14 protein-coding genes are annotated in these 13003 nt (G+C 56.1%); 8 read left to right on the top strand and 6 right to left on the bottom strand.

Annotated features, from left to right (window positions below):
* The 5 genes from cysE to A1830_RS17715 all read right to left on the bottom strand — a co-directional run.
* Window positions 1–614 (bottom strand): serine O-acetyltransferase (cysE, locus tag A1830_RS21755; protein WP_197473370.1); only part of this gene is annotated, 614 nt, incomplete at its 3' end.
* A 37-nt stretch (window positions 615–651) separates the two neighbouring features.
* A complete protein-coding gene (gene gpsA, locus A1830_RS17730; RefSeq protein WP_067709335.1) occupies window positions 652–1692 on the bottom strand; it encodes an NAD(P)H-dependent glycerol-3-phosphate dehydrogenase in 1041 nt (346 codons plus the stop codon).
* Window positions 1692–2156, bottom strand: a complete 465-nt coding sequence (secB, locus tag A1830_RS17725) for a protein-export chaperone SecB (protein WP_067709333.1) — start codon at window positions 2154–2156, stop codon at window positions 1692–1694. Before secB ends, gpsA begins: the two co-directional genes overlap by 1 nt.
* A gap of 50 nt (window positions 2157–2206) precedes the next feature.
* Window positions 2207–2458 carry a glutaredoxin 3 gene (gene grxC, locus A1830_RS17720; RefSeq protein WP_067709331.1) on the bottom strand — a complete coding sequence of 84 codons (252 nt, stop codon included), beginning with the start codon at window positions 2456–2458 and terminating at the stop codon, window positions 2207–2209.
* A gap of 15 nt (window positions 2459–2473) precedes the next feature.
* Entirely contained in the window at window positions 2474–2905 is a 432-nt protein-coding gene (locus A1830_RS17715) for a rhodanese-like domain-containing protein (protein WP_067709328.1), read from the bottom strand.
* Between the two features lie 328 nt (window positions 2906–3233).
* Between A1830_RS17715 and envC the strand changes: the two genes are divergently transcribed.
* The 8 genes from envC (at window position 3234) to A1830_RS17675 (ending at window position 11720) form a co-directional block, all read left to right on the top strand.
* Window positions 3234–4541: a murein hydrolase activator EnvC gene (envC, locus tag A1830_RS17710; RefSeq protein WP_067709325.1), complete on the top strand. Its 1308-nt coding sequence runs from the start codon at window positions 3234–3236 to the stop codon at window positions 4539–4541.
* A 30-nt stretch (window positions 4542–4571) separates the two neighbouring features.
* Window positions 4572–5480: a divergent polysaccharide deacetylase family protein gene (locus A1830_RS17705; protein WP_369815723.1), complete on the top strand. Its 909-nt coding sequence runs from the start codon at window positions 4572–4574 to the stop codon at window positions 5478–5480.
* A 64-nt stretch (window positions 5481–5544) separates the two neighbouring features.
* The gene (locus A1830_RS17700) at window positions 5545–6780 is read left to right on the top strand and encodes a glycosyltransferase (RefSeq protein ID WP_067709320.1); all 1236 of its coding nucleotides are present in this window, start codon (window positions 5545–5547) and stop codon (window positions 6778–6780) included.
* Window positions 6773–7681: a hypothetical protein gene (locus tag A1830_RS17695; RefSeq protein WP_067709318.1), complete on the top strand. Its 909-nt coding sequence runs from the start codon at window positions 6773–6775 to the stop codon at window positions 7679–7681. The genes A1830_RS17700 and A1830_RS17695 overlap by 8 nt, the downstream gene beginning before the upstream one ends.
* Before the next feature lie 128 nt (window positions 7682–7809).
* A complete protein-coding gene (rfaD, locus tag A1830_RS17690) occupies window positions 7810–8742 on the top strand; it encodes an ADP-glyceromanno-heptose 6-epimerase (RefSeq protein WP_067709315.1) in 933 nt (310 codons plus the stop codon).
* Window positions 8743–8758: 16 nt separating this feature from the next.
* Window positions 8759–9820 (top strand): ADP-heptose--LPS heptosyltransferase RfaF, encoded by a 1062-nt coding sequence (gene rfaF, locus A1830_RS17685; protein ID WP_067709313.1) that lies wholly within the window; start codon window positions 8759–8761, stop codon window positions 9818–9820.
* A complete protein-coding gene (rfaC, locus tag A1830_RS17680; protein ID WP_067709310.1) occupies window positions 9808–10800 on the top strand; it encodes a lipopolysaccharide heptosyltransferase RfaC in 993 nt (330 codons plus the stop codon). Before rfaF ends, rfaC begins: the two co-directional genes overlap by 13 nt.
* Complete coding sequence (locus A1830_RS17675; protein ID WP_067709308.1) at window positions 10800–11720, top strand: glycosyltransferase family 2 protein; 921 nt, start codon at window positions 10800–10802, stop codon at window positions 11718–11720. Before rfaC ends, A1830_RS17675 begins: the two co-directional genes overlap by 1 nt.
* 15 nt (window positions 11721–11735) lie before the next feature.
* On the opposite strand, the gene A1830_RS17670 is transcribed toward A1830_RS17675, so the two are convergent.
* Window positions 11736–12986, bottom strand: coding sequence for an O-antigen ligase family protein (locus A1830_RS17670; protein ID WP_067709306.1), 1251 nt, complete (start codon window positions 12984–12986; stop codon window positions 11736–11738).
* Between the last annotated feature and the right edge of the window lie 17 nt (window positions 12987–13003).

Here is a 13003-nt window from a genome sequence, read left to right as displayed (position 1 = left end):
CCCGCCCCTATCATCACCCCTTCACGGATTTTGGGATGACGATCGCCGCTGGTTTTACCCGTCCCGCCTAGCGTAACGGACTGCAGAATCGACACATCATCTTCGATTACCGCCGTCTCCCCGACAACAATGCCCGTTGCATGGTCCAGCATGATACCGCGCCCTATTTTCGCCGCAGGATGGATATCTACAGCGAAAGAAACGGAGACCTCATTTTGCAGGTAAATGGCCAGTGCCCGCCGCCCCTGATTCCATAACCAGTGTCCGATACGGTAGGCCTGGAGAGCATGGAAGCCTTTGAGGTAAAGCAGCGGCGTGGAGTATTTATCAATCGCCGGATCGCGCTGGCGCACCGCCCGTATATCGCAGGCAGCGGACTGAATCATCGAGGGATCCTGCTTGTAGCCTTCCTGCACGATTTCACGGATGGCCATCGCAGGCATAATCGGATTTGCCAGCTTGTTAGCCAGCATATAGCTCAGCGCACTGCCGAGATCGTCGTGCTTTAGCAGCGTAGCGTGATAAAAGCTGGCCAGCATTGGTTCGCATTCGGCCAGCGCCCGCGCTTCTGCTCTGATAAAGTCCCACACCTGTTCAGGTTCTGCGCTCGGCATTGCTCTCTCCCCATCGAATATAACGTCCGGCAGGACGTTAATGCGCTGAGCTTCCCTTTTCAGCTGGACTGTTCTCATCCTTCCTTGTTCGCCCTAGCAGACTTAATGCTGCCTCGCGCGCACTCTTTTCACAATACAGTACCTGATAAATTTGCTCAGTTATTGGCATTTCCACGCCACAGCGCGCGGCCAGCGCCTTTACTTCTTTTGTATTTCGGAATCCTTCTACCACCTGACCGATGGTATTTTGCGCTGTCTCCACATCGCCACCCTGCCCGAGCATCATGCCAAAGCGACGGTTACGCGACTGATTATCGGTGCAGGTGAGAACTAAATCGCCCAGCCCGGCCATGCCCATAAAGGTGGTGGGATCGGCGCCCAGCGCCGTTCCCAGGCGGGTCATTTCGGCCAGTCCACGCGTAATCAGCGCCGTACGCGCATTCGCACCAAAGCCAATGCCGTCTGAGATCCCCGCACCGATGGCAATCACGTTTTTCACCGCCCCACCAAGCTGAACCCCGATAAAATCCGGGTTGTTATAGACGCGAAAGCTTTTACCACAGTGCAGCAGGCGTTGCAGATCGTCAGCAAATTCCGCCTCCGTTGCCGCCAGCGCAATGGCCGTGGGCAAGCCAGCTGCCAGCTCTTTAGCGAAGGTTGGCCCGGAAATGACCGCCAGAGGTACCTCGTCACCCACTATTTCCCGTGCGACATCCTGTAGCAGCCTGCCGGTCTCTTTTTCGAGACCTTTGGTCGCCCAGACAATGCGGGAATCTGTGCGAAGGTGGGGTTTGATTTGCTTAAGGACATCGCCAAATACGTGGCTTGGGACCACCACCAGCAGATCGCGGCTGGCCGCAATCGCTGCGGCTAAATCACTTTCAAGGCTGAGGGTGTCGGGAAAAGGGACGTCAGGCAGGAAGGCAGCATTGCAGCGATCGGCCTGAAGCTGTGCCTGATGGGCGGCGTTATGGCCCCACATCACTACCGGGTGGCCATTACGGGCCAGGGTAATGGCTAAAGCGGTGCCGTACGAACCGGCACCGATAACGCTCATAGAAGCATTTGCTTGAGGCATTATGCGTCCTGCTGAGGAGCGGCACCTTCATTTGACTGCTGCAGGTAGTTCATAAACAGCGCATCAAAGTTGACCGGTGCAAGGTTAAGCTGCGGGAACGTACCGCGGGAAACCAGGCTGGTGATGCATTCGCGCGCATACGGGAACAGAATGTTAGGGCAGTAGGCGCCAAGGCAGTGAGCCATCTGGTTACCATCAATACCGGAGATAGAGAAAATACCCGCCTGCTGCACTTCACACAGAAACGCCGACTCTTCACCCACAGTTGCCGTCACGGTAACGCGCAGCACGACTTCGTAAACGTCGTCAGCCAGCTGGCTGGAAGCGGTATCCAGGTCCAGCTTTACGTCTGGCTCCCACTCTTTCTGGAAAACCTGTGGCGCGTTTGGCGCTTCAAAAGAAATATCCTTGGTATAAATACGCTGGATCTGGAATGACATCTCGGTGTTGTTTTGTTCTGACATGGTACGTGATCCTATGGGTTAATAATCCGTTATTGCGCCACTCGCCCGTCTTACTTTATCAGCGGGTCGAGGCCATGGCGGCCATCGAGCGCAAACAGGTCGTCGCAGCCGCCGATGTGCTGCGCATCAATGAAAATCTGTGGAACGGTGGTACGACCGCTACGTTTGATCATCTCTTCGCGCTTATCGGCATCCCCATCAATGGCAATTTCCTGATAATTCACGCCCTTCTGGCTTAACAGCGCTTTTGCGCGATGGCAGAAAGGACAGGTTGCTTTGGTGTAGATCTCTACGTTCGCCATACCACTCTCCAAATATTATTTACCGCGAACCAGCGGCAGGTTTTCACCACTCCAGCCGGAAACGCCATCTTTCAGTACGAAAACCCGTTCAAAACCCGCTGCATTGAGCTGAGAAGCCGGCTCGGCCGCAGTGGTGCCATTGGCACAGACGACAATAATCGGCTGCGCTTTATGTTTTTCCAGTTCGCCAAAGCTGCCTTTTTTGATATCGGCCGCCAGGATGTTAATTGCGTTAGAAATATGGCCTTTACGGTAGTCATCGCGAGAACGGACATCAATGACAACGGCTTCTTCTTTATTGATTAATCGGGTTGCTTCACCACGGCTAACTGTTTTTACCTTGGAGAACATGCCCTTAACGGTGGTCACGATCACCAAAACCAGCAGGACAACCCACGCCAGACTCAGAATGGTATGGCTGCCTGCGAACTGCATAATATCTTGCATGAGGGGTAACAACTCCCGAAAGGGTTAATAAGCGAAAACAAGGCTTCTGAGTATACCTGCCAGTGCTGCCATGTACAGACGTGAAGCCCTCAGAGTTACGTTTTCTGGACCAGATCCTCAAAATAATTTACCTCAGCTGCAAATCCCTGACGCGGCTTTTGCCCGATGCAATCTTAGGCGGTTAAAAGTCAGCCAGTTCCCTCCCCCCTTCCCCGGAGGAACGTGCCTTATCGCGCGCTATCCTTCACTCCGCTGTTACCGTCAGAAACGCAAATCCCGCCACAGATAGCTGGTAAGCTGCTGTTCATCGTGGAATAATCCTCCTCCTATGAGGGAAAAAGCGACAGTTTCAGTTCAACGAACCCAGGTTAACGGATCGGCCACAGGCGTTCTGCTACGATCTCGCGTGTTCACCCTGTCAGCCTGCGTGCTCTGCGCTGGCTTTTTTCTGCTGCCCGCTCCCGGCAGGGCAGCGGATGATAACAAATCGCAACTTTCCAGCCTGCAGCAGGACATCGCTAAAAAAGAGAAAAGCGTTCAGCAGCAAAAGCAGCAGCGCGGCAAACTGCTCGATCAGCTGCAAAGTCAGGAAAAAATCATTGCTCAGGCCAGCCGACAGCTGCGCGAAACGCAGATAATCCTCACTGGCTTAAATAAAGAGATCGCCGATCTGTCGGCGTCCATCAGCAAGCTCCAGGCACAGCAGGATGCGCAGGAGAAACTGCTGGCGGAGCAGCTGGATGCGGCGTTTCGTCAGGGCCAGCACGGCGGCGTACAGCTGATACTCAGCGGCGAAGAGAGCCAGCGGAGCGAACGCATTCTGGCCTACTTCAGCTACCTGAATGATGCGCGCCAGAAGTCCATCGACGATCTGAAAAAAACCCGCAGCCAGCTCTCTGCGCAAAAAGCCTCGCGGGTGGATAAGCTCGCCCGGCAGAAATCCCTGCTGGCTGAGCAGCAGTCTCAGCATCAGAAGCTGGAAGGCGCCCGCGTGGCACGTAAGAAAACGCTGACCACGCTGGAATCCTCGCTGGAAAAAGACCAGGCCCAGCTGGTTGAGATGCGTCAGAATGAGAGCCGCCTGCGCGATAAAATCGCGAAAGCTGAACAGGAAGCGCGGGCACGGGCAGAACGCGAAGCGAAAGAGGCTCAGCGCGTTCGCCAGCGTGAGGCGCAGGCTAAGAGCAAGGGCAGAACCTATAAACCTACCGAAAGCGAACGCGCACTGGTCTCCCGCACCGGAGGCCTCGGGCGGCCTGCGGGTCAGGCGCTATGGCCGGTACGGGGTTCCATTGAGCATCGCTTCGGTGAACAGCTGCAGGGTGAACTGCGCTGGAAGGGGCTGGTCATTAACGCACCGGAAGGCACCGAGGTCAAAGCGATCGCCGATGGCCGCGTGCTGATGGCCGACTGGCTCCAGGGTTATGGGCTGGTCGTGGTGGTTGAACACGGCAAAGGCGACATGAGCCTGTATGGTTATAACCAGAGCGCGCTGGTCAGCGTTGGCGCCCAGGTTAAAGCCGGGCAGCCTATTGCGCTGGTAGGTACCAGCGGTGGGCGCGGCACCCCTTCACTCTATTTTGAAATCCGCCGCCAGGGACAGGCTGTTAATCCACTCCCGTGGTTAGGAAGATAACTTTTGGTACGTCTGCACAAACTTAGCGGCATGCTGGCAGGCCTGTTGATGGCCTGCCCGGTTCACGCCGGCAAACTCTCAATTGTCATTGATGATTTCGGCTACCGCCCGGCGCAGGAAAACCAGGTGCTGCAGATGCCGCCTGCCATTTCCGTTGCTGTCCTGCCTGATGCGCCGGGTGCGCGCGTCATGGCCACGAAGGCGCACCAGCGCGGCCATGAGGTGCTGATCCATCTGCCGATGGCACCGCTGAGCAAGCAGCCGCTGGAAAAAAACACCCTGCGTCCGGATATGTCCAGCGCCGAAATCGAGCGCATTATTCGTGCGGCGGTCGCCAGCGTACCCTATGCGGTCGGCCTTAATAATCATATGGGCAGCGCGATGACCTCCAGCCTGCCTGCGATGCAAAAAGTTATGCAGGTTCTGAACAACTACAATTTTTACTTTCTCGATAGCATGACCATTGGCAACAGCCAGTCTGTACCCGCGGCTGCGGGCACGCATGTGAAAGTCATTAAGCGTCGCGTTTTCCTCGACGACACGCAGAATGAAGCGGATATTCGCAAACAGTTCCTCCGCGCCGTGCATCTGGCACAGCGCGACGGTTCAGCCATTGCGATTGGTCATCCGCATCCCACCACGGTGAAAGTGCTGTTGCAAATGCTGCCCACGCTCCCTGCGGACATTACCCTGGTGCGTCCGAGTCAGCTGCTGAATGAACCCCAGTCGGTCGGCCACCGACCGCTGCCGCTGCCCGCGAAGCCAACGCCGCCGCGTAATCCGTTCCGTGGCGTGAAAACCTGCCCGGTGACCCCACTGCCCGTTCCGGCAATTCTCGCCCTGAACGTGGTGGCAGACAGCATCGCTGAGAGTCAGGCTATGCGCTACATCAAAACGAACTTTTCCGGATTGAGCCTTCAGCTCGGAAAGACCCCTTAATATCTCGGCGGCTTAGCGGTCTGACTGCCCGCTAAGCCTGACTGACCGATGCGGAAGCCGTACGATGGTAGAACAGCGTAAAAAAATTCTGCTGCTGGATACCGGCAACGAATGGGGGGGCGGCACCAACAGCATGCTGGAGCTGCTAAAACGTATTGATCGCAGCCAGTTCGATCTTCACTGCTGCTTCTACCACAACTATTCCCGGGGGAAAGGCGATTCGATTGAGCAGGTGCTAACTGCGCTCGGCATCCCCATCCTATTTATTCCCCAGCGGAAACAGCCCCGCTGGGCCAAGCTCGGCAAAGAGCTGCTGCGTTCGCTGGTCTTTTTCAATCGAAAACTGCGCCTGCGGGCCACGCAGCGCGTCGACGCCGTCTGGCGCATCCGGCCTAATGCCCGGCAAATCCGCCAGCGGCTGACCGACGGTCATTTCGACCTGCTCTATATGAACAATCAGCCGGGATCGAACCTGGAGGGTTATCTCGCGGCAGAAGGGCTGCCGGTGACGGTTGTGCAGCACTGCCGCATCGAGCCGGTGTTAAACCGCGAGCTGGTAGAGCGGGTGAATCACCGCGTGGACGCGATCATCGCCGTTTCCAACGGCGTGCGCCAGGTACTGCTGGATAACGGCGTAATGCCGCAGAAGTGCTTTACGGTATTCAACGCGATAGATATCTGGCAGCCGCTGCCCGTCCGCGCGGCGATGCGCAGTCAGCTCCTGCAAATCAGTGATGACACGTTTGTATTTGGCAGCATCGGCTCACTGATCCCACGCAAATCGAATCACCATATTTTGAGCGCGCTGGAGAAATTTTCCGCCGCCTTTCCCGCCGCCCGCTGGCGGATGGTTATACTGGGCGAAGGCCCCGAACTGTCGAAACTTCAGCAGCAGGCGGAGCAGGCCGGTATTGCCGATCGGGTTGTATTTACCGGCTTTCGCAGCAATGCGCTGGAGTATCTCGCCGCACTGGACGTCTTTATTCTGGCATCAAAAAGCGAAGGTCTGCCGCGGGTGGTACTGGAAGCCATGCTGCTGAACACGGCGGTGATCGGCTCCCGCGTCACCGGCACCGCTGAGCTGATTGAGCACGACAAAACCGGCCTGCTTTTTGAGTATGGTGATGTCCAGACCCTGTTTGAAGAGATGAAAATGCTCTATCTGGACGCGGAAAAGCGCAGCTTTCTACTGCATCAGGCCAATGCAAGCGTAAAGCAACACTATGCTATTGAGCACTACGTCTCCGGCGTAGAAACTATTTTAAAAAATGCGGCCTATGGAAACTCTTCGCATGTTTGAATTCTTAAAACCCCATTTCCGACAGATTCGCGCACGTCACAATATTCCCTATCAGCAATCAGAGGTGCAGGGTGCCATACCGGTCACCTCGGTGGTGATCCCCTGCACGGGCGCGGACTTCATTGAAGAAGCTAAACTGAGCGCGCTATTTTCCGCCCGCTTTGCGCCGGACGCACAGGAGATTGTGATTGTCAGCGACAGACGGGCTGAAGAGTTCGGCGAGCTGCCGGCAAAGACGCGCGTCGTCACGCTGGATGTGCCTTTTCGCGAAGAGACCTACCGCTACAAGCAAATTTACCGCAGTCGTCTGATCAAACTTCAGGCGCCTCTACAGGCCAGAACGGAGGGGATTTTGATGATCGATTCAGATCTCAACCTGCTAAAAATGCCTGAAATTAATATGCTTGATGGCCATATTTACTCCAGCTTTCGTCAGGGGAAAATGATCGCCAAGCTGATGAACACGCCGGAGGCGCGTCGTCCGGCCTATTATCGTCACAGCGTCCGTCCGTTTATTGTCGATCACGTTAACGGGGCTTTCCTGGCGGCGACGCGGCAGACATGGAAACGGATCTGCCCGCTCTGGCTGACGCTGTTTCAGGATACCTGGGAGCTGATGGACGATTCCCAGCCGCCAACCGATCAGCTGCCGCTTGCCGCCCTGCTGGACTTGCTGGATCTGAAAACGGTGAATCTGGGCGACTGGATGAACTGGCCGGTATCAAAGAAAATTGGTGGGACGACGGCTGCCATTCCCAAAGAAGTGATTGGCGCCCACGGCGGTTTTCCACTTTCCGAATGGCAAAAATACCTTGATTCATCGGATGCCCTGGTGAGTTTTAAGGGGCAGGATTACACGCGCAAGGTTCGCTATCTGACCGATGCGGAAAAACAGCAGTAGCGCTTGCTTAAAGCAAACGCATACCGTTACGGAGTCATCTGGCTGTCTGCCGGGTGATGAGATGTTATGATATTCGGCATTAGCGTGTGAAACCTCCTGTTTCACACCATTTTTTAAGGTTATAGCTTATGATTATCGTCACCGGCGGTGCGGGCTTTATCGGTAGCAACATCATCAAAGCGCTGAATGACAAAGGCCACACTGACATTCTCGTGGTAGACAATCTGAAGGATGGCACTAAGTTTGCCAACCTGGTGGATCTGAATATTGCTGACTACATGGACAAGGAAGATTTCCTGATTAGCATTCTGGCTGATGAGGATTTTGGCGATGTGGAGGCCGTTTTCCATGAAGGCGCATGCTCCTCGACCACCGAGTGGGACGGCAAGTACATGATGGAAAACAACTATCAGTACTCCAAGGAGCTTTTACACTACTGCCTTGAGCATCAGATCCCCTTCCTTTATGCCTCATCGGCTGCCACCTACGGCGGACGCAATGATAACTTCATTGAAGCGCGCGAATTTGAAGAGCCGCTTAACGTCTACGGCTACTCGAAAATGCTGTTCGATCACTACGTGCGCCAGATCCTTCCGGAAGCGGGCTCGCAGGTATGCGGTTTCCGCTACTTCAACGTCTACGGACCGCGCGAAGGCCACAAGGGCAGCATGGCCAGCGTGGCATTCCATCTTAATACCCAGCTGAACAACGGCGAAAATCCCAAACTGTTCGAGGGTAGCGACGGCTTTAAGCGCGACTTTATCTACGTTGAAGACGTGGCCTCGGTCAATCTGTGGTTCTGGGAAAACGGCGTATCCGGTATCTATAACTGTGGCACGGGTCGCGCTGAGTCCTTCCAGGAAGTGGCCGACGCGGCGCTCAATTTCCACCAGCAGGGTGAGATCGAGTACATCCCTTTCCCGGAAAAACTCAAGGGTCGCTATCAGGCCTATACGCTGGCCGATCTGACCAAACTTCGCGCGGCTGGCTATGACAAGCCGTTCAAAACCGTCGCCGAAGGCGTGAACGACTATATGGCATGGCTGAACCGCAACGCGTAACAGGGTAATTCCGGCGATGAAAATTCTGGTAATCGGCCCTTCCTGGGTCGGCGATATGATGATGTCGCAAAGTCTCTATCGTACGCTGAAGGCCGCTCATCCCGATGCCGTGATTGACGTCATGGCACCGGCGTGGTGCCGACCTTTACTGTCGCGTATGCCAGAGGTCAACGACGCGCTGGCGATGCCGCTCGGTCACGGTGCCCTGGCGCTGGGCGAGCGCCGCCGCCTGGGCAGGACGCTGCGTGACAAAGGATACGATCGCGCCTACGTGCTGCCCAATTCGTTCAAGTCCGCGCTGGTGCCCTTTTTTGCCGCGATTAAAAAGCGTATCGGGTGGCGCGGGGAGATGCGCTATGGATTGCTGAACGACCTGCGGGTGCTTGATAAAGCCGCATTCCCGCTAATGGTGGAACGCTACGTCGCGCTGGCATATGACTCATCACGGATAAGCCGCGCTGCCGATCTCCCCCAGCCGCTGCTGTGGCCTGCCCTGCAGGTCAGCGAAGCGGAAAAACGGGCGACGGCAGCAGAGTTTGGCCTGCGGCCTGAGCGCCCGGTGATTGGCTTCTGTCCCGGTGCAGAATTTGGTCCGGCCAAGCGCTGGCCTCATTATCACTACGCCGCGCTGGCGCAAAAGCTGATTGATCGTGGCTTTCAAATCGCGCTGTTTGGCTCAGCCAAAGACAGAGAAACCGGGGAAGAGATCCTCCAGACGCTGCAACCGCACTCTCGCGAGAATTGCAGCAATCTGGCCGGCAGCACGCAGCTTGAGCAGGCGGTGATCCTGCTGGCTCACTGCCGCGCCGTGGTCAGTAATGATTCCGGTCTGATGCATATCGCCGCCGCGCTGGACCGTCCGCTGGTGGCACTATATGGCCCCAGCAGCCCGGATTTTACGCCGCCGCTGTCACATAAGGCGCGCGTCATTCGCCTGATTACCGGCTACCACAAAGTGCGTAAGGGCGATGCTGAGCAGGGCTACCATCAGAGCCTGATCGACATCACGCCTGAGCGGGTTATCTCCGAACTTGATACCCTGCTGGCGGAAAACCAGGAGAGCGAATGCAGGTCCTGATTGTTAAAACGTCATCAATGGGTGACGTACTGCATACGTTGCCTGCGCTGACCGATGCGATGAACGCCATTCCGGGGATCCGCTTTGACTGGGTGGTGGAAGAGGGCTTCGCTCAAATCCCGGCGTGGCATCCCGCCGTTGACCGGGTGATCCCGGTGGCGATCCGCCGCTGGCGCAAGCACTGGTTTGGCAGCGAGGTCCGTGAAGAACGCTTTCTCTTCAAGCGCGAAGTACAGTCACGCCAGTATGACCGCGTAATCGATGCCCAGGGGTTGATCAAAAGTGCCGCGCTGGTAACCCGCATCGCGAAAGGTGAAAAGCATGGCCATGACAGTCGCAGCGCCAGAGAGCCTTTTGCCAGCTGGTGGTTTGATAAACGCCACGAAATCGACAAGCAGCAGCACGCCGTGCAGCGTACGCGTGAGCTATTCGCGAAAAGCCTTGGCTACCCGTTACCCGAGGGACCGGGAGATTACGCCATAGCCGATCACTTCCTCAGCAGCCCACCGCCTGATACCGGGCAATACCTGGTCTTTCTGCATGCCACTACGCGCGATGCAAAACACTGGCCAGAGGCCCACTGGCGCACGCTGGCTGGCCTGCTGAAAGAGAGCGGAATGCGCATCAAACTGCCCTGGGGCGCCGAGCATGAACACCAGCGGGCGCAGCGGATAGCGGCTGAGTTTGATTATGTTGAGGTGCTGCCAAAGCTGACGCTTGAACAGGTTGCGCGTACGCTGGCTGGCGCCAGGGCGGTTGTTTCCGTAGATACCGGACTCAGCCATCTTACCGCCGCGCTGGCCTGCCCCAATCTCACGCTGTATGGCCCCACCGATCCCGGCTTGATTGGCGGCTACGGCCAAAACCAGTTTGTGCTACGACCCGCGAGCGGAAACAATATGGCGGATATTTCCCCTCAGCAGGTGGAAGAACAGTTGCTGCCGCTTATCCATTCCGGAGCGCCTCACCGCGAACACTGATGAACACACCCTGTCAGCTTAGCATTCTGATCGCGGCGCACAATTGCGAGCCCTATCTGGCGAATACGCTGGACACGATTTTTGCCTCCCTGGGCACGGCCCAGCAGCGCGCCGAGATTATCATCATCAATGACGCCTCCACCGATGCCACCCAGAGCATTATTGATGACTATGCCGCTCGTTACTCGCAGATCCGTACCGACCGGACAGCGTTCCGCAACGTCGGCAAAGTGCGAAATCACGCTGTAAGCCTGGCGCGCGGCGAATACATTCTGATGGTGGACAGCGATGATTCGCTGCTTGCGGGCGCGCTACAGGAGCGGCTTACCCTGCTGCAACAGCGCGCGCCAGATATTTTGCTGAGTAAAATCATTGAGGTGCGGGGCGACGACTCGCTCCCGTCATGGCAGCCTGACGAGCCCATCGAGCTTAACCGGGACCAGTCTATTGAACGCTTCCTTGTTCATCGTGATTACCAGGCACATTTTATCGGGCAGTTTTTTTCCCGTCGCCTGTTTCAGCAGCACGCCTTTCCGGACTTCATCTGCTACGAAGACACCTGGCTCTTCCCCTTAATGCTGACCCTCAGCACCAGAACGCTCTACAGCCGGGCGGGATTTTACCTCTACCGCAAACATGCGCACAGCCTCTCTTCAGACGTTAACGCCGAAAAAATTCGCTGCCTGATTGCCGCCACGCAAAATATGGACCGGGTACTGCCTCACGCCTTTCAGCACCTGATTACCTGCCACTGGCTGGATATCGCCAACCGCTATCACACCCAGCTTCAGAACACGCCGCAGGGAGAGACTGTCAGGACGCGGATTCGTCAGGTGAGTCTGTTGCGGTTTTTGCTGAACGGAAAAATCAGGCTGAGTTACAAAAGGAAGATGCTGGCCGTGCGCAGGCGGGGCTGGTAAGCCCCGCCTGGAGAGTTAATCGCTGTGCGTTATCCGAGGCCGGGTCAGCGCATTCCACATCTCACACACGACCAACATCAGCGCGACGCATACCGTCAGTTCCCGACTGATAAACACCACATCAGTCAGACCGCTGACAATTACGCCGAGCATCACCGCCAGCAGCAGTGAGTTTTGCGAGCGCAGGGCGTAAACCACCAGCGACAGATAAAACATCAGCAGCACCACCGCGCCCTGAATCCCCTGCAGGCTGGCAGTATCCAGCACCTCGTTATGCAGATGCACCTTCTCGTACAGCATCGACACGCTGTCCTTGTGATAGGTGTCGACATACCGCTGAAAACAGGCGGTGCGATCTTCAGACTTCATTCCCAACGGATGGGCGCTCAGGCACCACCAGCCAACCTGCCACATCGCCAGTCGGGTAGTGAGAGAGCCGTTTTCGTTGCCGTTTGACTGATTATAAAGGGTGTATTCCTGGAAGGTGGTATCCAGCTTCGGCTTAATGATCGGCTTATAGCTCAGCGCGACCAGGACGCCAACGGCAACCAGTATCGCCAGCAGCGACTTTAACCCAAAATGACGAAACTGCAGCACGCCCACCACCAGGATGATTAACGGATAAGCCGCCATCATATTGCGCGTACCGGTTTGCATCAGTACAAACCAGGAGAGCAGGAAAATGGCCAGGCAGCAGAGCATGCTGCCCGGCGAATGCTTTTCGGAAGCCAGCAGAAACAGCACCACCATAGAGAGCATCGCATAGCCATATGCAGAGATAGTGGCGCGATCGAGCGCAAATTCTACCCGGTGCATGTCGCTGAAATACTGCCAGAAGCCATACGCGGTCGCGGCGGCGAATGCCGTTAGCAGGCCATACTTAATGCAGAGGATGCTTTTCGCCCGGAAATGCTGCATCTGTGAAAAGAGCCAGTAGCCCGTCACGCAGACCAGCAGCAGGCGTTTCCCGGCGTTCATATAGTCGTTATAGGTGGTGTAATCCGGGCCGCCATAATACTCCCAGTAAAACCAAATCAGCTTGCTGGCACCGAGTATCGCCAGCATCGCCAGAAACCACAGTCGCGAGCGGTCAACGTCTTTCCGGTTAAACAGGATACCGGCGAGAGAGAAATAGAAAGACCAATAAAACAGGACCTTGGCTGCCTTGATATCAATAAAGGTCAGCATGATCGATAGCATTGCGCTGACCAGCGTCAGAAAATAAAAAACTGTGCGAAGCTGTGCCGTATTACGTCTGATTAGCATAGTGATTCTCAGGTCGG

Origin of the sequence: Erwinia sp. ErVv1 (assembly GCF_900068895.1) — a bacterium.
GTDB lineage: Bacteria > Pseudomonadota > Gammaproteobacteria > Enterobacterales > Enterobacteriaceae > Erwinia.
The sequence above is the reverse complement of the archived record's forward strand: the minus strand, read 5'-3'. Positions and strand labels throughout refer to the sequence as shown.

Bases quoted from the DNA above. Each gene is read 5' to 3' on its own strand.
- A1830_RS17715 (WP_067709328.1), bottom strand. From the start codon at position 2,905: ATGCAAGATATTATGCAGTTCGCAGGCAGCCATACCATTCTGAGTCTG.
- rfaF (WP_067709313.1), top strand. From the start codon at position 8,759: ATGAAAATTCTGGTAATCGGCCCTTCCTGGGTCGGCGATATGATGATG.
- envC (WP_067709325.1), top strand. From the start codon at position 3,234: ATGAGGGAAAAAGCGACAGTTTCAGTTCAACGAACCCAGGTTAACGGA.
- A1830_RS17700 (WP_067709320.1), top strand. From the start codon at position 5,545: ATGGTAGAACAGCGTAAAAAAATTCTGCTGCTGGATACCGGCAACGAA.
- A1830_RS17670 (WP_067709306.1), bottom strand. From the start codon at position 12,986: ATGCTAATCAGACGTAATACGGCACAGCTTCGCACAGTTTTTTATTTT.
- secB (WP_067709333.1), bottom strand. From the start codon at position 2,156: ATGTCAGAACAAAACAACACCGAGATGTCATTCCAGATCCAGCGTATT.
- rfaD (WP_067709315.1), top strand. From the start codon at position 7,810: ATGATTATCGTCACCGGCGGTGCGGGCTTTATCGGTAGCAACATCATC.
- gpsA (WP_067709335.1), bottom strand. From the start codon at position 1,692: ATGCCTCAAGCAAATGCTTCTATGAGCGTTATCGGTGCCGGTTCGTAC.
- A1830_RS17695 (WP_067709318.1), top strand. From the start codon at position 6,773: ATGTTTGAATTCTTAAAACCCCATTTCCGACAGATTCGCGCACGTCAC.
- A1830_RS17705 (WP_369815723.1), top strand. From the start codon at position 4,572: ATGCTGGCAGGCCTGTTGATGGCCTGCCCGGTTCACGCCGGCAAACTC.
- grxC (WP_067709331.1), bottom strand. From the start codon at position 2,458: ATGGCGAACGTAGAGATCTACACCAAAGCAACCTGTCCTTTCTGCCAT.
- rfaC (WP_067709310.1), top strand. From the start codon at position 9,808: ATGCAGGTCCTGATTGTTAAAACGTCATCAATGGGTGACGTACTGCAT.
- A1830_RS17675 (WP_067709308.1), top strand. From the start codon at position 10,800: ATGAACACACCCTGTCAGCTTAGCATTCTGATCGCGGCGCACAATTGC.